The sequence below is a fragment of the Terriglobia bacterium genome (genome assembly GCA_020072815.1).
Taxonomy (GTDB): Bacteria; Acidobacteriota; Terriglobia; order Terriglobales; family Acidobacteriaceae; genus Angelobacter.
Genome location: JAIQGE010000013.1, coordinates 51351 through 69671, shown reverse-complemented (window position 1 = coordinate 69671; position 18321 = coordinate 51351). Strand labels below are relative to the sequence as shown.

Below are 18321 nucleotides of genomic sequence, written 5' to 3'. Positions count from 1 at the left end.
CATCAAATGTGTCAAGCCGATTTAGCCGTTAAGGTGTGTTGTCCTGCTAGCGAACCTGGAATGAACGCGGCGATTTCCTCTTGTTCAACCAGCTTGGCCAACCATTCGCGGCTGGCAGGGGCTACATAGAGCAGTTCGATGCCGGCTTGGCCTTCTGCCGGGGCGGTCCAACGAACAGCGCCGTTTCCTTCCAACTGCTGCTTGTCGTCTTTGAACTCAATCTGGATCCCGATGGGCCCCTCTTGCACGCCCTGGGTCGCGATGCAGAGCCCGCCGCGGCCAAAAGTTATCTTTTGCTCCTGCAACGCGGTTGCCAAGCTGGGAAAACTCAACCGGAGAACAACGGGCGGCTCCACGTCCATGGGAGTCCGCCAGAGCTCGGCGCGGGACATGAGACTGCGCCTCACGATTTGCAAAAGCTCGTCGCGGTCCATGGGTTTTTCCAGGACGGCGACAGCGCCCATGTTGTAGGCGTCGCGCGGCTCAATATCACTGAAGCCGGTGATGAAGGTAACGCTGGGCTGCGGCTGGACGGACGCCTTGATTCTCTTCAGGAGCGTGATGCCGTCCATCACCGGCATGCGGAGGTCGGAGACCACCGCGTCAACACGATTGGCGGCCAGGACTTCCAGGGCCTGGGCGCCGTTGCCGGCGACCAATACCCTGCCGGCCACGCGCTCAAACCATGCGCCCATGATTTCGCACAGAACGGGCTCATCTTCAACAACCAGAACAGTTGCTTCTTTTAGCTGCATAGGGATTCTGCCTTTCGGGAAATGGGAAGGGTCAAAGAAAAACAGGTATGGCCTTGGTCTTCCGAGAGCTCGAGCTTGCCGCCGTGCTCTTCTGCAATGGTCTGGGACAAGTTCAGTCCCAGCCCCGTGCCTTTGCCGGCTTCTTTGGTGGTAAAAAACGGCTCCATAATGCGCGCCTTGATCTCAGGGGGTATACCGGGGCCGCTGTCAACCACGGAGAAGACGATGGACCCGCCGCGGCGCTGCACGTCCAGCCGCACCCATTTTTCTCCCGGCTGGGCGCTGACCGCATCAAACGCGTTGGTCAGCAGGTTGAGCAGCACCTGGGCAATCTGCACTTCGCGGCAGGAAATGAGCAGGTCTGGACCAATCGGTGACAACTGCAGAGACACAGAATGGGCCTTGAACCGTTCCTGGCACATCTCTAAAGTCTCTTCCACAATTTTGCCGGCGGAGACCGGGAAGAACTGGTCCTGGGACCCTTCCCGCGAAATGCGCCGGAGGCTCTTCACGATTTTGGCGATGCGGTCAGCGGTCTGGCGGATACGGGTGGCGGCGCGCGTCACCGTCTCCAAAGGCACCTGGCCATCGCGCTTCAAGGTATCCAGAAGGTCGCTGGCCGAAGCATGGATGATGGTAAGGGGATTGTTGACTTCATGCGCTACCCCGCCGGCCATCATGCCCAGTGCCGAAAGCCGCGCGGAGGCTGCCAGTTGCGCTTCCAGGCGCTTGCGTTCAGAGATATCGACGCCGATGCCAACAATGCGACTAACGTTACCTTGCTCATCCAGAACCGCTCCCTGGGCCGAGGAGATGTAGCGCAATGCACCATCCGGCCGGATGATGCGGAATTCACAGTAGTCCTGGGTCTTCAGGCTCATGACCCTCTGCAACGAAGCTTCGGCCCCGGGCAGGTCGTCAGGATGGACCAAGCGCGCCCAGTTTTCATAGGGCATGGGAACCATCTTGGGGAGGCCGAACATTGCGAACAAAGTATCGTCCCAGATCGTGAGGTTGGTGCGCAGGTCCAAGTCCCAGACGCCAATGGAGGCAGCGCGGGTGGCCAGGGAGAGGCGCTCGGTCTGGACTCTTAGTTCAGCCTCGGCGTGCTTCCGCCCTGTGATATCACGATTGATTTCAAGAATGCTGCGGGGCGCTCCGGCCTCATCGCACAGTTGGGACCAGCGGCTGGTCACGACAATGGTCTTGCCCGCACGCGTGGTGTGCACCAGTTCGCCTTCCCACTGGCCGGCCGTTTGCAAAATGGCCTCGATCTCCTTGAACGGGATGGGAAATTCAGTCCGCAGAAGCTCATGGGTGATGCGTCCAACCGCCTCTTCCGCGGACCATCCATAGGTGTCCTTGGCGCCCCTGTTCCAGAAGGCCACGCGGCTCTGCAGGTCGCGGACGATGACGGCGTCATGAGCAAGCTCCAGCAAGGCAGCCTGCTCGCTTAGCTTTTGTTCTGCCTGCTTGCTAGCAGTGATGTCCTCAACCATGGCCAGAGCGTAGAGGATATTGCCGTGCTGGTCGCGGATGACCGAGCCGGTGAGGTGGACCCAGATGATTTCACCGCTCTTTTTAAAGTAGCGCTTCTCCATCTGGTAGTAAGGGATCTGATTGGTGAGGAGTTGGTCTGCCAGCGTGACGTCGGCCTGAAGGTCATCAGGATGGGTGATATCGGCGAAGGTGAGTCCGAGGAGTTCAGGCTCCGTGTACCCCACCATCTGGCAAAGCGCGTTGTTGACTTTCAGAAAGCGATAGTCGGTTGCAACCAGAGCAAGTCCGATCGGACCCTCTTCGAAAATCCGGCGGAAGCGTTCCTCGCTCTCGCGCAGCTGTGCTTCTGCCCGTTTGCGCCCGCTGATGTCGCGCATTGCTGTGGAAGTCCTAAGCGTGCCGCCAGTATCTTTGAAAATGACTGAGGAAGCCTCCACGGGGATGAGCGTGCCATCTTTACGTTTGGCATTGAGCTCGCCATGGGCCTTTCCGGTTCGCGTACGCTGCTCCAAGAAGATCTGGAAGCGAGGATCGCCGGTATCCAGGATGCCTTCGCGCCCTGCCTGGCAAATCTCCTGTTCTGTACGGCCAAGAGTGCGACAGCCGCTGGGGTTGGCTGCCTGGATGGAACCATCAGGACTGGTGAGGAAAAGACCATCAAAACTGTTCTCAAATGCCATTCGGTAAATCACAAGTTCGCGGTTGCGGTCCCAGGCTTTCTGGGCAAGATATACGGTAAGCGCAAAAAGCAAAGCTACAACAAAACCGCCTACCAGCAAGCTGAAGGAGAGCAGCGCGAACCTGCTTTCTTCATGCACAATGAAAGCCTGCCACAGCCCCAGGACGCCAACGGCCACGGCGAGCCCGACGCTCAAGGGAAGCCACCCGGGCAAAATGGAGTGACGGGGTTTTTCCTTCCAGGCAGTCGCCAGAAGCCCGACACCCAGCAGCAGGAACCCGGCCCGGGTATGAAGGGCCACGCGGGCAATGTGGCCCCAGGCATAGACGTCCTTTTGTGCGAGGACGAAGCTCAGACCACTGACCGTCCCTACGGTCACCACCAGGGAGCCCACGATCCCGAGGACGGCCGATGCGAACCGCGCCAAAGACCGGAACGCGACAGTTGCCAGCGCCGAAGTGATGAGCAGGAAGCACACTGCGGTGACCGGAGACATGCGGCCGGGCTGAGGCGCCAGCACGGTTATGTAGCCGGTTCCCAACAGTTGATCTATGCCCAAGTCAGCATCGAATACATACTCGACGCAGGTAAGTGCGGCAATGAGCAGCGGAAAAGCCGCACAGATCGCTGCTGCCCGGCGGCGTCCGGTACTGATGAAGATGAGTGCGAGACCGCAGAGCACAAAGCCCAGAGCAGTCATGCGTTGCATGGGAGCAAGCGAAGAAGAAATCTGGATGAGCGGGACATAATGCACGGCCCAGCCCACCAGCACGGCCAAGCCCAGAAGGCAGGACGCCGTTCCTGTGGTGAAAGCAACGCGCTTGGGCCAATGGGGCTCTACAACCATAAGTTTCTTGCTATCAGCAATGAACGGAAACACCGGTTACGAACAGAGCGACACTTGTGCCAGCCGCCCGTAGCCTGCCTCTTCATTGAACATATATTTTCAAGTCGAAAGACACATTAAGGATGTGATGGGCATCACCCGGCAGCAGGCGCGCGTGGATTCACCTTTCGATCACTGCGCTGTGCCACGCTACTTCGGTCGGCTCTTCTAAGGGATAGCCAAGGTCTTTCCATCCGCTGAATCCTCCCTGCAGCGGACGGACCCGCTTGATTCCCAGCTTTTGGAGTTTCTGCGCCACCCGGGCGCTCGTGGCTTCATTGGGTCAAGTGCAGTAGAGGACGATCTCCTGATCAGCGGGCAGCAGGCGGGCTTTTTTGTCTACATCTTCCGGCAACATCCGGATGGCGCCGGGAAGCGTGCGCGGGTCGGTGACCGAGTCCAGGGGATGGCGAAGGTCAACCACCACCACGGGTTCTCCTGTTTGCAGCATGGCGCGCAGCTCATGTGGAGTGATGCGGGATTTGTAAAGCTCAGCGAAGAAGCGGCGCCGCTGCACGTATTTGTAGCCAACGTTGGCCGCCAACAAGACCAGGCTGCCTTCAAAGACCACCGAGCCCACCGCCGGCACCAGGCGCATGTGCTCCACGGGAAGATAGCCCACCAGCATTAGCGCCAGAACAAACACCGCGGTCCCGGCTACGTTGGCGACAAAGAACCGGCCCTGGCCAATGCCGCTCAGTCCGGCGACGGCGGGAACAATGTGGGAGAGCCCGGGGATCCATTTGGAGAAGAATACGGTGCGCATCGCGCCTTTTTCCAGAAACACTTTGGAACGGCGGACGCAGCTATCCGGCTCAAAGGAGATGCGGCACAGAGTGGCGAGCACGGAGTCGCCGCGGAGGCGTCCCTGATGAAACCAGAGGGCGTCGCCAGCGATGCAAGCAACCAAGGCTAGCCAGAAGCCGAGGTCGAAGCGCATCTGTCCTCCGGCGGCGAGGGCCCCCGCGCCCACCAGCACTGGTGAGAGAAACAGCGGCAACCCAATGCGCTCCAGCAAAGCCGAGAGCAATACCACCAGGTAAGGATGCCCGGTGAGCATGTGCAGTAGAGTCTTCACGTGGCGTTACCTGCTGGCGCTTTCATTCGCCATTCAGTGTACCGCAGCCCGCAGAAAGACGAACCGTTGGCGATTTCCTGTAATCTAATGCCTTGCAAGAGAGGACACGTATTGAACTACTTTTCGGTAATTGCCGGCGTAATCATGGTTCTGGTGGTGCTGTGGGAGACGTTTGAGACCATTGTGCTGCCTCGGCGGGTGACGCGCCATTTCCGCCTGGCGGTTTTGTTCTACCGCGTAACATGGGTCGCATGGCGAAGTGTGGCAAAGGGACGCCAAAGTAAGAAGGGACGCGACGCGCTGCTCAGCTATTACGGCCCGCTCTCCCTGCTGATGCTGTTTGCCTTCTTCGCCGTGGTATTGGTGTTTGGTTTCGCGTTGATCCACTTTGGCGATGGTGCGCGCTTTACCGGCTCGCTCCTTCCCAGCCACTTTGGCAACGCACTCTACATGAGCGGGACCACGCTGTTCACGCTGGGGCTGGGCGACATCACGCCTGTCACACCGCTGGGCAGATTGGTTACCGTTCTAGAAGCGGGCATTGGATTTGGATTTCTCGCGCTGGTCATCGGCTATCTGCCGGTGCTGTATCAAGCTTTCTCGCGGCGTGAAGTGACCATCTCTCTGCTCGACGCGCGCGCCGGATCTCCGCCCACAGCCTTCGAACTGCTGCGCCGCCACGCCGGACGGAACGATCAAGGCCTGGACGCGCTCACCACCGTGCTGCATGACTGGGAACATTGGGCGGCTGATCTGATGGAGAGCCATCTTTCTTATCCCGTGCTGGCTTACTTCCGGTCGCAGCACGATAACCAATCCTGGATCGGGTCGCTCACCGCCGTCCTGGACGTGTGCTCGCTGGCCATGGTCGGACTGGAAGGCATGTGCCAGTACCAGGCGCGAATGACGTTTGCCATCGCACGCCATGCTCTGGTGGACCTGAGCCAGGTGTTTGCAGCGCCGCCGGACCGCGATGGCGCTTCGTCCCGCTTGCAAGCGGAAGACCTGGAGGCCATCCGCAGGCAACTGCAGGGCGCCGGGATGAAGCTTACCGTCGGCGATGCGGCGGACGCCGAACTGCTCCGCCTGCGTGGTCTCTACGAACCGTACGCCATGGCCCTGGCGCGCCATCTGCGCCTGGAGTTGCCGCCCTGGATCAAACGCGAGGCTGTGAAAGACAACTGGCAGACCAGCGCATGGCAACACGACCAGGTCCGGCCACGCGTGGTGGCGATGCATGATGACCATGACCACTGAGGAAGACCAGCTAAACTTATGGCCCAATTCGTGCTCTTAGTTCTTTTTGGTCGTGGGTCTTTGAGGCTTAGGATTTGGGACTTGGGTTCCTGAACTTTGGTAAGCCGCACCGAGTGGATTATCGCTGGGACGGGTTGTTAGAGTGAGGCAACAACCTATTTGCACACAGCATGACCCAACTCTGGAGGTGCGGATGAAACACAAGCTTCTCGGACTTTTTCTGACGTTGTTTCTCATACCGGTCTATGTGACGGCGCAAGACCGAGATCGGGACCACGATCGCGGCCGGGACCGCGACAAGCGCGAACACATTCCTTCTCATGGTCCGCGACACGACAAGGGCGAGCGCCGTGAAGACCATGACCGCGGCTTTCGCGACCGCGAAGGCCATCCTGACAGGCCGCACGTGGACCACGACAACCGCCGCGACCGGTGGGTGGGACATGATTGGGACCGCAATGACCGGCGCTTTCACCTCGAGCATCCCTGGGAACACGGGCGGTTCCGCTTTGTTGGCCGCAGTCACATCTGGGTGCTCGGCGGCGGGCGGCCGGAACGGTTCTGGTTCAACGGTTACTACTTCCGCGTGGCTGAACCCGATTACGCCTATTGCAATGACTGGTACTGGGACCGCGACCGGGTTGTGATCTATAACGACCCCGACCACGTTGGCTGGTACTTGGCGTTCAATGCGCGCCTGGGAACGTACGTGCACGTGACTTTCCTGGGAAGATAATCCCGGGGACGATATGAGAAGCCTGGAGTTCCGCAAGGACTCCGGGCTTTTTTGTGCGCGGATGATTACATCGAGCCCACGCGCTACAATTTCCTATTATGGTCAGCACACCGGTTGAGACGCTTCCCTACTCTGAAGTCGCGCGCCGGCCCCTGCGCGTGGAAGATTGCGTACTGGCAGTCATTGATATTCAAGAGAAACTCCTGCCGCCCATCCACGAAAAAGACCGGCTGGTACGCAACGCGCAATTGCTGGTCCGGCTGGCCGGCCTCTTGTCACTGCCCGTGGTGGTTTCCACGCAGTACGCCAAGGGTCTGGGCGTGACCGTCCCGGAAATCATGGCGCTGTTGCCACCCAACACCAAGCCGGTGGACAAGCTGGAGTTCGGCTGCTTCGGCAACGGCGAGTTCTGTTCGGCTATCGGCACGCTGGCCGAGCGCAACACGCTGCTGCTGTGCGGCATGGAGACCCACATCTGCGTGATGCAGACGGCGCTGGGCGCGCTGAACCAGGGAATGAACATCCACGTGGCCGCCGACGCGGTCAGCTCCCGGACCGAATTGAACTGGAAGCTCGGCCTGGAACGCATGCGCGCCGCCGGGGCCGTGCTGTCATCCACGGAGATGATGATCTACGAGTTGATGGGCAAATCAGGGACAAGCGTGTTCAAGGCGATGCTGGAGCATTTGAAGTAAGGCTGCCTCTGCGTCAACTATTTCAGCTCTTTCCTCAAGTACTTCACCGCCCGGTCCAGAACTTCGTCTTTTCCGGCGCGGATACCCTTGATGGTGGGGCGGACTTCGATGTCCGGCTTCAGGCCGACGCGCTGCAACTGGCGGCCGTCAGCGTGACGCACCGCTTGTCCGGTAAAACTGATCCAGATTCCGCCGGGAACACAGAATGAGGTTACGTCACCGTTGGCCCCGGCCGTGGGGCTGCCGATGAACTTGGTTCCGTTCGCCGCCTGCAGAAACAAACCCGTGTGTTCCGCCTGGCTGATGGCGCGTTCATCAATCAGCATTACGGTCTTCCCCTTGTATTTCCATTTGTCGCTGTGGGGAATTTTTTGCTGAAAAGCCTGCGTGGTGGAAGATCCCACGATCTCTCCCATCGGCGAATCGGGGAACATGGGAACGCGCCGTGTGAATGTTGCGGCAACGACCTGGTCTTTTTCGGTGAGCCGCGGCGCTATCGCCCAGGCTGTCCCGCGGGGATAGGTGCGATCGTCAAAGATGATGGCCTTGGTGTTTTTGAACTTCTCAAACATGTCGTCCACCATGGAGACCTCCAGTTGGTCCAAATCGGCGTAGCCAATCGTCTCCGAAAGCAGCCTGAAGGGTGCTCCACGGCGTTCGATGAGTTCACCTTGGTAGTAAGCGGCCTTGCGAAGCAGGTTTAGTTCTTTGACTTGATTCTTGGCGTCACGCACTGTGACTTTGACGGTGGAGCCTTCCGGACCGCTCAACAATGTACCTGCCGCGCGATATTGCTGCCACTGCGGTGTTGACGCTGAGATATATCTGGACAAGCGCGCCAGGCGGTCTTTAGCGTCTTCACCATCCACTTTCATGATCACGTCGCCAACCGCGATGCCGGCCGCGGCGGCATCTTTCACGGATTGATCATTCCAAAAGGCGGTGACCACGGGTAAGCCTTCAATCATCCGCACCCGCACCGGCGCCGGAGCAGCGCCAAGATAGTCCCGCAATAACTGACTGCGCACAAAACCATGGCCATCATGAAACCGGGTCACCATCTCCGCCACGCTCAGGCTGTATTCCAGCGCGTTACTCGCCCGTTCCAGCTTGGGGATGGACTCGCGCAACACGCCATCCCAGTCTTCTCCCATGAGATCTTGGTAGGGGAAGAAGTAGTTGATGACCGTCCAGATCCTGAAAGCTGCAAGCACGCGATACTCGCGGGCAGGGTAGCTCATGTCCGAGTATGGTTTTTCAACGGGAATTGCGGCGCTGACGGCTACATGGCGGCGATTCGTCGGAGACGTTCTGAAGTCTTTTGCCAACGCCAGGGCTCTTTGAAATGCCGTGTTCTGCTCTCCCACCTGAGACGATGCGGGCACGGTTTCATCCGCAACCACACTGGTAGAACCGTCAGGGTAGAGGAGTTCGCCCAGGCGAATCTCCGCCTCTATACCGTCCGCGAGCTTGAATTTCTGCGTAGAAACCGCCGAGTAATCTTCGATCCGGCCCTCTGCGACGATGGCTGCCTTGCCTGCTGCTTGCAGCGCCAGCGCCGCTGCCGGAATCTCTGAATTCTGGTTGACAAGAAAAATAACAGGGACATCCTTGGCAGATTTACCGGGCAAGACCTTGGTGCGCTGGGAAATGAAGAACGCCGATTCATAGCCTCCTGAAGTGGCCCCTTGCTGAGGAATAAATCCGACGTGCATTCGGCGGCGTTCGCCGGGAAAGACCAGAGGCGATGAAGAAAGCATGCTGGCCAGGTTTCCGAATTCGAACACATTGGCGACAACTCCCTGCTGGTTTTCCGTCAGCCGGCCGGGAGGCCGCAGGTCAAAGATCACGGTCTTGGCTTTGGGAATCTCCTTGGTAAGAGCCGAGGCCTGCTCAAGCATGAAGCTGAAGCCCGGTTGCTCCCCGAAGTTGCGAACGCTGACCAGCAGAACACCGTCAGCGAGAGTACGAAAACTGGGATCACCGGTTTCTCCGGGCAATGGCTTTTGATCTGTTTCCTTGGGCAGGACTCGGGTAGCGGGATCGCCGAGAGCCTTTAGCATCTGATCAACCGCATCGGCATAGTCAGCGGAACTCTTGGCCGCGTTGACCTTGGCAATGGCCTCCACCGCGGCTTTGTCCCAGTCAATATCCTCGCGGTAGGCGAGATAGGGATGGAAATATTTGATCGCGCCCCACAATTTGCACAGCGCGACCAGCCGCTCCAGACGCGCGGCTTCGGCCGCAGGCTGCTGTTGTTGTGCGAAAAGCCCTGCCGAGGCAAGGGTGAGACAAACCAGTAATGCAGAGACAACACAGCGCTGACTTTTGCTGGTGGCGACAAGCATTGATTCAGTTTCTCCCGGGCGGAAATAATGGGCCTGAGTTGGAATAAAAGTCAAACGCTGGCTTCTGACCCGTCAGGTTCGGCGGGACCCAGTGCAACATCGCTTCGGGGGAAGTTATTCGGGGTCTTCGGCCTGGTCGGCATCGTCCGGATGCGCGGATGGACCGAACTCGTAGCCAACACCGCGGACGGTGCGAATCAGTTTCACTTTGGCGTTTTCATCAATCTTTTTGCGCAAGTAGTTGACATACACGTCCACCACGTTGGTCATGGTGTCCGGCGCCAGCTTCCACACGTACTGGATGATCATGTTGCGGGTGATCTGCCGGCCCAGGTTGCGCATGAAGTATTCCAGCAGGCTAAATTCCTTGGGAGTGAGATCAACCGGAACGCCCGCCCGGACCACCGTGCGCTGGACGCAGTCCAACTCCAGGTCTTGCACGCGCAGCACGGTTTGCACCGGAGGTCCTTTGCGACGGTAAAGCGCGCGCAGCCGGGCCGCCAGCTCAGAATAGGAAAAAGGTTTGGTGAGGTAATCATCCGCGCCCGCGTCCAGGCACGCTACGCGTTCTGCCACGTTGTCCGTAGCCGTAAGAATCAGAATCGGGATTTCCGAACCGCGGCCGCGCAGCCGCTTGAGCACTTCATTGCCGTCGAGCACGGGCAGGTTCAGGTCCAGGATCAACAGATCAAACGGTTTCGCCACCAGTTTTGCCAACGCCGCTTCGCCATCGGCAGCGATCTCCGTCTGGTGTTCTTCCTCGGTCAGGGCCTTGGCGACAAAAGATGCCAGCGGAGCGTCATCCTCCGCTATCAGAATCCGCATTGCGCTACACCTTCTCCCAAACAGAATTCCGGTTTAGTTCATTCTCGGGTCGTACTAACGCACACCCTGGAGAACGCGGCATTTTAGATTATGAAGGTGGCACTCGAAACGAAAAAATGATTTAGGTCACATCTCAGCAACAAGTATTATGGAGGGGCATGGAGATAAGATTCTTCTTAACTCTCATTCGCGATGAATCTCACTCACAACGCCGCAGCTTACCATGGCGAGGTTGGCCGTTACCTCCTGTCTTTCTTGCATTGATCAGGAGGCCCATCGTATTGAAGCGGCACATCGCTCGAAGAGCACAGAATTAGAGAATTAGAATACCATTGCTGTGCTCGCCACTTAATCCCGCCTTGTGCTGCGCTTGCGGTTTCATCGAAAGGAAGAGAATTTACGACCAAGTTTGATCCAGAACGGCCCATAACGAAAGACGCCTCGCAGCCGGAGGACCCATCCACCGTGGGTAAGAAGCCGGACACGGCGGCGGAAGTCTTCGCGGAAAAGCGTTTTCGCAAACTGCTGGAAGCAGCGCCGGACGCCATTCTGGAAGTGGATGGCAAAGGCCGCATCGTGCTGGCCAACGAAACCGCGGAAAAAATGTTCGGCTACACGCGCGAGGAGTTGCACGGCATCAACGTGGACCAACTGGTGCCATCGGCCATGCGGGCCGGGCACGGACAACTAAGAGATTCTTATACCGCTCACCCGCAAGTGCGCCCCATGGGAGGCGGGTTGGACCTGATGGCCCAACGCAAAGACGGCTCGCAGGTTGCGGTGGAGATCAGTCTGAGTCCGAATTGGGTGGAAGACGGCCTGCGCGTGATTGCCGTGGTACGCGACATCAGCGCGCGCAAAGAGGCTGAGCAGCGGCTGCGCGCCGTCCAGGACCAATACAATGCGGAACTGGCGGCCAAAAACGAACAACTGGAAGCCCGCAACCGCGACGTGGAAAAAGCCAACCGGCTGAAGAGCGAGTTCCTAGCCAGCATGAGCCACGAGTTGCGAACGCCGCTGCATACCATCATCGGATTTTCCGAGCTGCTAACGGAAGAAGTGGAAGGGACGCTCAACCCCAAACAAAAACGGTTCCTCGGCCACGTACTGCAGGATTCGCGCCACCTGCTGCAATTGATCAACGAAATCCTGGACATCAGCAGGATTGAGGCGGGACGTCTGGAACTCCAGCTGGGCGCCTTTGATTTTGCCGCCTGCCTAGACGAGGTTCTGGCCGGCATTCATCAGCAGGCCGCAGCCAAAGACATCCATTTGGAGAACAAGAACACTTTCCACGATCTGGTCTTCGCCGACCGCCTGCGCCTGAAAGAGATCCTCTACAACCTGCTGAGCAACGCGGTAAAGTTCACTCCGAACGGCGGCGCTGTCTGGGTGGAGGCGCTCACCGCCGATGGGCAATGGCTGGAGATCAGCGTGTGCGATACCGGGGTTGGCATCCCAGCGGATGAACACGAAAGCATTTTCGAAAAGTTCTATCAGGCAGGCAGCACAACCAAAGGCACACGCGAAGGCACGGGATTGGGCCTGCCCATCACCAAAAAGCTGGTGGAACTGCACGGTGGCAACATCCGGCTTACCAGCGAGCCGGGACAAGGAAGCCGCTTTACCATTGCCCTGCCCCTGACCGGCCCGCCCAGCCTCTAAACTCATTTTTACGATAGAATTCTTTACCCTGCGACAGGCAGGTTGCCATGCCGCGAATCCTCATCGTCGAAGACAAAGCCAGCAGCCGCGAACTGCTGCGGACCGTCCTGGAGCAACAGGGTTACGAGGTGGTGGAAGCCAATGACGGCGAACAAGCGCTGGCGCTGATTCGCGGGCAGTCGCTGGACCTGGTCCTGATGGACCTGCAGCTTCCGCAGCGCAATGGCTATGACGTGTTGCAGGAAATCCGCAGCAATCCCAAGCTGGCGGCAATTCCCGTGGTGGCCGTGACCGCCAACGCCATGCCGGGAGACCGCGAAAAGGTCATGGCCGCGGGCTTTACAGGATACATCTCCAAGCCGGTTGCCCTGACCCAGTTGCGCGACGAAGTAAGCCGATTATTGCGTGCGAAATAGCTGGAACATTACAGAAGCCCATACTTCTTCATTTTGTAACGCAGGGCGTCGCGGCCGATGCGGAGCTGGCGTGCCGCTTTAGATTGGTTGCCGCCCGCTTGCGTCAGGGCCTGGTCCAGGAGCTGTTTTTCATGCTCCTCCAGGGACAAGCCGTTGCCGACGCCATTTGGTGCGGGCAGGCCGGATGCAACTCCGCCGGCAACCGCAGCCGGCTGGCGGAATCCATCCGCGGCGTACTGCACCGCGGGCGGCAGGTCAGCAACGTCAATCACGTCTCCCATGGCCATCATGCAGGCGTGGCCAATCACGTTCTCCAGTTCGCGGACGTTGCCCGGCCAATGGTAACGGTTCAACAGGATTTGCGCTCTTTGCGTGAGCCCGCGCACGGGTTTGGCGTACTGGCGCGCAAACTTCTCCACAAAATGCCGGGTGAGCAGCGGCAGGTCCTCCATGCGCTCACGCAGCGGCGGAACGTTAATCTCCACCATGGACAGCCGGTAGAACAGGTCTTCGCGAAATTGCTGGTGGGCGATGGCCTTGCGCAGGTCTTTGTTGGTGGCGGCCACCACGCGCACGTCAATTTTCTGGGCGGTGAGTGATCCCACGCGCTGGACCTCCTGGTTCTGCAGGACGCGCAGCAGCTTGGCCTGGGTGGCCAGCGGCATGTCGCCGATCTCGTCCAGAAACAGCGTGCCGCCGTTGGCGTATTCAAAAAGGCCGGGCTTGTCGCGGTCCGCTCCAGTAAAGGCGCCGCGGACGTGCCCGAACAGTTCGCTTTCAAACAAGGTCTCCACCACGGCGGAACAGTTCAGCACAACATATTTGCCTTGCACTTTGCTTAGCTTGTGCAACGCCTGGGCGGCCAGGTCTTTGCCTGTGCCAGTTTCGCCGGTGATGAGCGCCGCGCGGTAGTGGGGAGCGATGCGCCGCAAGCGGGAGAACACTTCCCACATCTGCGGGCTGCGTCCGACAATGCCCTCAAACTGCGCCGCCTGGGCCAGGTCGTCGTCAACTTTCACGATGCGCTGGCGCTGCAGGGCGTTATCCAGCAAGCGGCCCACGCGCTCGCGCAACAGGGCGAGCGAAATTGGTTTGTTGAGATAGTCCGCCGCGCCTTTGCGGATGGCTTCCACCGCGGTCTCCGTGGTGTAGTGCGCGGTCATCAGGATGACGTCAATGGCCGGGTCAAATTCCATGATGCGGTCCAGCACGTCCAGTCCCGTCATGTTAGGCATGACCAGGTCGGTCATCACGATTTGCGGGTGGTGGCTGTAGACCAGATCCAGGCCTTCTTCGGGATCGGAGGCGGAAAAAATCTCCACGCCATCGCGCGCCAGGGCGGTGGAGACAAACTCCAGGCTGCGCGGGTTGTCGTCAATAATGACCAGTGAAACGGAGCTGTTTGTCTGACTCATCGGGTCCTTGCGCTGGCCAGCGTGCCTTTCGTTGGGCCGGACGCTGCCCCCAAGTGACTTTTCGGGCTTCTGTTTCCGTTGCATCTGGATTGCCACTCTAAAACATTCATTATAAAGCAGATAGTTGGGCCCTGTGCGTCATATCGCGCAATCGCGCGCAGCCGGCTGCGCCAAGGGCCGCAAGTCACCGGCGCAGTGTGATATTCGTCACTGAAAACAAAGGATTTCACATTTGGCACGGGGCTTGCTTTAACCAAGGACGACGATAACTGAAGGACGAAAAGAATCAGGAGCATGGAAATGCATTTATCAAACGCTGGAACTTATAACGACACTGCAGCAGCAAACACCATGAATCGCACCAACGCTTTTTCCAATCTCAGCCCCGAAGCGCGCTTGCGCTACAACGCACTGGGAACCGAAGTTGACTTCTCCCGCGGTGACGCGCTGTTCGTAGAAGGCCAACCCTCACAGTGCGTATATATCGTGCTCAGCGGGCGAGTGAAACTGTCGGTCACCTCACGCGACGGCAAGACGATGATTGTCCGCATCGCCGAAGCCGGCGACGTGCTGGGATTGAGCGCGGCCATGAATGCCGCTGATTATGAAGTCAGCGCCCAGGCATTCGAATTCTGCCGCATCAAGGCCGTCCGCGCGCAAGACTTTATCGAGTTCCTGAAGAAGTACCCTGATGCCGCCATGATCGCCACGCAATGCATCTTGCGTGAATACAAAATGATGTTCAAAGACGTGTGCCGCCTGGGCTTGCCCACGACGGTGGCCGGCCGGCTAGCGAACCTGCTGCTGGACTGGGTACACACACGCCCGCAGCCGGGACAGACGTCCCGCGTCACCATGACCCTCACGCAGGAAGAAATCGCCGGCATGACCGCGACGTCACGCGAAACGGTAAGCCGCGTCCTGCAGCAGTTCCAACGCGACAAACTCATCTCCATTAAAGGTGTATCACTCACCGTGCTTCAGCCAGCGGCTCTTGAGCAACTGGCAGTTTAAAAAGTTTGCGGGCGTTTTAATCGGGCAGCAGCTCTTCTAGGCCACAAGCCACATGAAGAGCTGCTTTTATTTTGCGGCAAAGCTGTTTCTTCAGGCTGGTTGTTTTCGGCGAGAAGATGTTCAACTCCGCGCGTGCCGGGTCGCGTCTCAAGTCCACACAAAAGAAAACTCTCTTTCCTCCCGGAAGATCCGTACAGAGAAAAGAGAGTTTCTTCGACTACGGCGCAACTTGTGCTTGCACGCCGCCTCAGGGCGGCGACTGCCGGCGGACTAATGTACGGGACCGCCCGGCGCGCCTTGCTGCAGCAACCGCTGCAACGGCGCCAGATCAAACTGTTTGCCCGCTTCAATGCGGACGATCCGCTGGCCTGAAGGCAGATCAAACTCTTCCCAAACGCCCTGATCATGGCAGGCAAAGACCACTTTCATAGGGGCACCGGCTTCAGTCTCTTCGGAAATCTTCATCACCGCGTCCAGGTCGCGGAGCAGGCCGCTGTGGGGCTTTTCCTGGCCAAAGCTGTCACTGATGATGCTGCGCGCGCGCAGTTGAGCGATCATGGCGTCGCGTTCAGCTGCCTCGCCTTGTCCCGGCTTGAAATAGAAAGAGACTGCATTGCCGGCCGGGTCGTGAAAACCAGCCAGGGTTTGCAGGTCTTGCAGAGTCGCCGCGCGGTGAGAGGTTGCGATCACGGGATGCTCCGATTTCGCCACAGAATCCACTGAACTCACAGGCGTAACTGTAATGCGGTATGAGAGATTGCGCTGTGATCTTAATCACACCAGACAAGCCGGGGGAGGGGCGGCGAATGCGCATGGCGCGTGTCGGAGGGCGTTTGGGGAGCGGCTGGGAGCAATTTACGCGAGGTCTGAGCCAGCATGAGCACGCTAGCGGACCGCCTGCCGGGCCGCGGGTAATTTTAGCGGCAGGTGGGCGCGATGAGCAGCGGCGCGTAGCAAGAGCGAGCAGGCTTAGCGCGGAGGCGGGGGCGGAGGCTCCAGCCGGTCATGGAAGCGCGTCGCCAAGCGCTCGGCGGCCTCCACCAAGTTGTTTTCGCGGGAGGTCTTCTTCACCGCAAACTTGACCTTTTCCGTCGACGTCCATAGCACGCGCTTGCTCTTGGCGTCCAGCACCGTCATCTTGATGTCCGTGGCGGAGAGGTCCTTGCTGGTCTTGGAGGACTGGTCCATGTGGCCGGTCTTTTCGTTCGGCGCAGCGGAAGTGGAAATCTGCACGTCGCTGTCGCCGGAGGACTCCACGCTGACCACAATGTCGGCTTTGTCCGGCGAGTCCACCACGGCGAACCGTATCCAGCCTTCCAGCGTGGACTTAATGGTGTCAAACGGGATGTTGCTGCCGTGCGCGCGTGTGACCCACACGGTGCGGGCAGTCTTGAGGCGGAGCAGTGGCGATTCTGTGGCAGAGGGGGTTGCTGTTTTGGCGTCGGCCGGCGACGGGGATTGCGATGCTGGTGGCGAAGATTGCTGCGACGTTGCCTGCGTGAGGGCGCCCAGGGCGAAGCAAGAAAACGCAACGAGCTTGGCTGCTGAAGAAATTGGATTGGTCATGGTCGCTCCGCCGATACAAGGAACAAGAACTATTTTACGCTGATAATCGCGCGGCCTTGGTGGCGGGTTCGGCCTCGCTCACGGTCGACCGGGCCCGAAATAACCAACACCACAATATTTTGGGATGATCTAAGGTGCATCAACCCAATATCTTGTATTCGTACTTTTTTCTCCTCATGACAGGCAGATTTTGCTTGCGTTTTCGGGGCGCCTGTGATACTCTAAGTCGTTTTATTGCAATAGCTTATATGGATTTACAGAATGGTCAAAAGGCAGAAGCGCAGGCGAGGGCGCCTGCGGTCCACATCCCTTCTGGAACCCGCGCCAAACTGGGATGAGTCGCGTAAGCCTTTTGGAATCTTAGTTGAAGATAGATGATTATTTACTTGACGAAGGTAACTCATTCTGCTATCCTTTAGTCATGGTAGAGTTAAAGCCTATAGATTCTTCGGTTTATCAGAATCCAGTGGAGCATTTCTCTCCCTCAATTTCTGCAAAAGTTCTTTTCTCAGTCCGGATGCCAGTTTTCGCATCGGGACTCTCTGCAATGGACTCTTTGCGCGTTTCGGGGGCCTTTTAGCCATGACACTCCTTGAAATTAATCACATGTATTCCACGGACGAACGTTGCCGCGAACTGCTGGTAAAACTCCGCTGGCCATTGGGTGTCGAGTGCTTGCGCTGTAAGAGTAAGAAAGTTTACGAACTGCCAACGCAAAAGAAGTTTGAATGCGGAGAATGCAACTATCAGTTTTCCGCTCTGACGCAAACGATCTTCAATGACACTCATCTTCCGCTGGAAACTTGGTTCCTTGCTGTCCTGCTTTTGGTAGAAGCGCGTAAGGGCATGAGCGCAAATCAGATAAAGCGGACTCTTGGAATCAGTTACAAGACCGCATGGTATCTCTGTCACCGCATCCGTAAGGCAATGGCCGGAGCGCACAAACCGATGCTGGACGGAACGATTGAAATGGACGAAACCTATGTCGGCGGAAAGCAGCGCGGCGGTTACGGTGGACGCGCTAAGGGCAACAAAGAAATCGTTATCGGCATCCGTCAGCGCGGCGGTGATCTTCGTTTCTTCCACGCGGAAGATGTGAAGTCCGGCACCCTGGCGAAGTATATTCAGGAGAACGTGAGCACTGATGTTGACGTGATTATGACCGATGACTTTGGCGCATACCCCAACGCATTCAAGAGGGCCGGACAGGACGCGGCAAAGCACAAGACCATCAATCATTCCAAAAAGGTTTACGTGCAGGGGGACGTTTACACAAACACGGTTGAGTCCGCATTCTCCTTGCTCAAGCGCGGCATCATGGGAACATGGCACAGGATCAGCGCGAAACATCTGTCCGCTTACCTTGAGGAAATGGAGTTCCGGTTTAATCGCCGCAAATCGCCTACGCTTTGGGTTGATACTCTTCGCCATATGATTACGGCTGATCCTCTCACTTTTGAAAACCTGACAGCGGAATAGGAACTGT

At 58.2% G+C, this 18321-nt stretch carries 15 protein-coding genes; 7 read left to right on the top strand and 8 right to left on the bottom strand.

Annotated elements, in window-relative coordinates; genetic code table 11:
* Window positions 1-11: 11 nt before the first annotated feature.
* The 3 genes from LAO20_17150 to LAO20_17140 form a co-directional block, all read right to left on the bottom strand.
* Window positions 12-755: a response regulator gene (locus tag LAO20_17150; GenBank protein MBZ5533160.1), complete on the bottom strand. Its 744-nt coding sequence runs from the start codon at window positions 753-755 to the stop codon at window positions 12-14.
* Window positions 746-3781, bottom strand: coding sequence for a PAS domain S-box protein (locus LAO20_17145; GenBank protein MBZ5533159.1), 3036 nt, complete (start codon window positions 3779-3781; stop codon window positions 746-748). The genes LAO20_17150 and LAO20_17145 overlap by 10 nt, the downstream gene beginning before the upstream one ends.
* Before the next feature lie 322 nt (window positions 3782-4103).
* Window positions 4104-4898 (bottom strand): VTT domain-containing protein, encoded by a 795-nt coding sequence (locus tag LAO20_17140; GenBank protein ID MBZ5533158.1) that lies wholly within the window; start codon window positions 4896-4898, stop codon window positions 4104-4106.
* Window positions 4899-5009: 111 nt separating this feature from the next.
* Between LAO20_17140 and LAO20_17135 the strand changes: the two genes are divergently transcribed.
* The 3 genes from LAO20_17135 (at window position 5010) to LAO20_17125 (ending at window position 7586) form a co-directional block, all read left to right on the top strand.
* Window positions 5010-6155 (top strand): potassium channel family protein, encoded by a 1146-nt coding sequence (locus LAO20_17135; protein ID MBZ5533157.1) that lies wholly within the window; start codon window positions 5010-5012, stop codon window positions 6153-6155.
* Window positions 6156-6348: 193 nt separating this feature from the next.
* Window positions 6349-6891 (top strand): hypothetical protein, encoded by a 543-nt coding sequence (locus LAO20_17130; protein MBZ5533156.1) that lies wholly within the window; start codon window positions 6349-6351, stop codon window positions 6889-6891.
* A gap of 98 nt (window positions 6892-6989) precedes the next feature.
* Entirely contained in the window at window positions 6990-7586 is a 597-nt protein-coding gene (locus tag LAO20_17125; protein MBZ5533155.1) for a hydrolase, read from the top strand.
* Window positions 7587-7603: 17 nt separating this feature from the next.
* Here LAO20_17125 and LAO20_17120 read toward each other — a convergent pair whose 3' ends face one another.
* Together LAO20_17120 and LAO20_17115 are read right to left on the bottom strand one after the other, a co-directional pair.
* Window positions 7604-9934 carry a hypothetical protein gene (locus LAO20_17120; protein ID MBZ5533154.1) on the bottom strand — a complete coding sequence of 777 codons (2331 nt, stop codon included), beginning with the start codon at window positions 9932-9934 and terminating at the stop codon, window positions 7604-7606.
* 114 nt (window positions 9935-10048) lie between these two features.
* Window positions 10049-10759, bottom strand: a complete 711-nt coding sequence (locus tag LAO20_17115; protein ID MBZ5533153.1) for a response regulator transcription factor — start codon at window positions 10757-10759, stop codon at window positions 10049-10051.
* 465 nt (window positions 10760-11224) lie between these two features.
* On the opposite strand from LAO20_17115, the gene LAO20_17110 reads away from it, so the two are divergent.
* On the top strand, window positions 11225-12424 hold the full coding sequence (locus tag LAO20_17110) for a PAS domain-containing sensor histidine kinase (protein ID MBZ5533152.1): 1200 nt from the start codon (window positions 11225-11227) through the stop codon (window positions 12422-12424).
* 47 nt (window positions 12425-12471) lie between these two features.
* Window positions 12472-12840 carry a response regulator gene (locus LAO20_17105; protein ID MBZ5533151.1) on the top strand — a complete coding sequence of 123 codons (369 nt, stop codon included), beginning with the start codon at window positions 12472-12474 and terminating at the stop codon, window positions 12838-12840.
* An 8-nt stretch (window positions 12841-12848) separates the two neighbouring features.
* Here LAO20_17105 and LAO20_17100 read toward each other — a convergent pair whose 3' ends face one another.
* Window positions 12849-14255 carry a sigma-54 dependent transcriptional regulator gene (locus LAO20_17100; protein MBZ5533150.1) on the bottom strand — a complete coding sequence of 469 codons (1407 nt, stop codon included), beginning with the start codon at window positions 14253-14255 and terminating at the stop codon, window positions 12849-12851.
* 300 nt (window positions 14256-14555) lie between these two features.
* Between LAO20_17100 and LAO20_17095 the strand changes: the two genes are divergently transcribed.
* Window positions 14556-15269 carry a Crp/Fnr family transcriptional regulator gene (locus tag LAO20_17095; protein ID MBZ5533149.1) on the top strand — a complete coding sequence of 238 codons (714 nt, stop codon included), beginning with the start codon at window positions 14556-14558 and terminating at the stop codon, window positions 15267-15269.
* A gap of 270 nt (window positions 15270-15539) precedes the next feature.
* Here LAO20_17095 and LAO20_17090 read toward each other — a convergent pair whose 3' ends face one another.
* Together LAO20_17090 and LAO20_17085 are read right to left on the bottom strand one after the other, a co-directional pair.
* Complete coding sequence (locus tag LAO20_17090) at window positions 15540-15959, bottom strand: hypothetical protein (GenBank protein ID MBZ5533148.1); 420 nt, start codon at window positions 15957-15959, stop codon at window positions 15540-15542.
* 279 nt (window positions 15960-16238) lie between these two features.
* Complete coding sequence (locus LAO20_17085) at window positions 16239-16835, bottom strand: hypothetical protein (protein MBZ5533147.1); 597 nt, start codon at window positions 16833-16835, stop codon at window positions 16239-16241.
* A 582-nt stretch (window positions 16836-17417) separates the two neighbouring features.
* Between LAO20_17085 and LAO20_17080 the strand changes: the two genes are divergently transcribed.
* On the top strand, window positions 17418-18314 hold the full coding sequence (locus LAO20_17080; GenBank protein MBZ5533146.1) for an IS1595 family transposase: 897 nt from the start codon (window positions 17418-17420) through the stop codon (window positions 18312-18314).
* Window positions 18315-18321 lie beyond the last annotated feature (7 nt).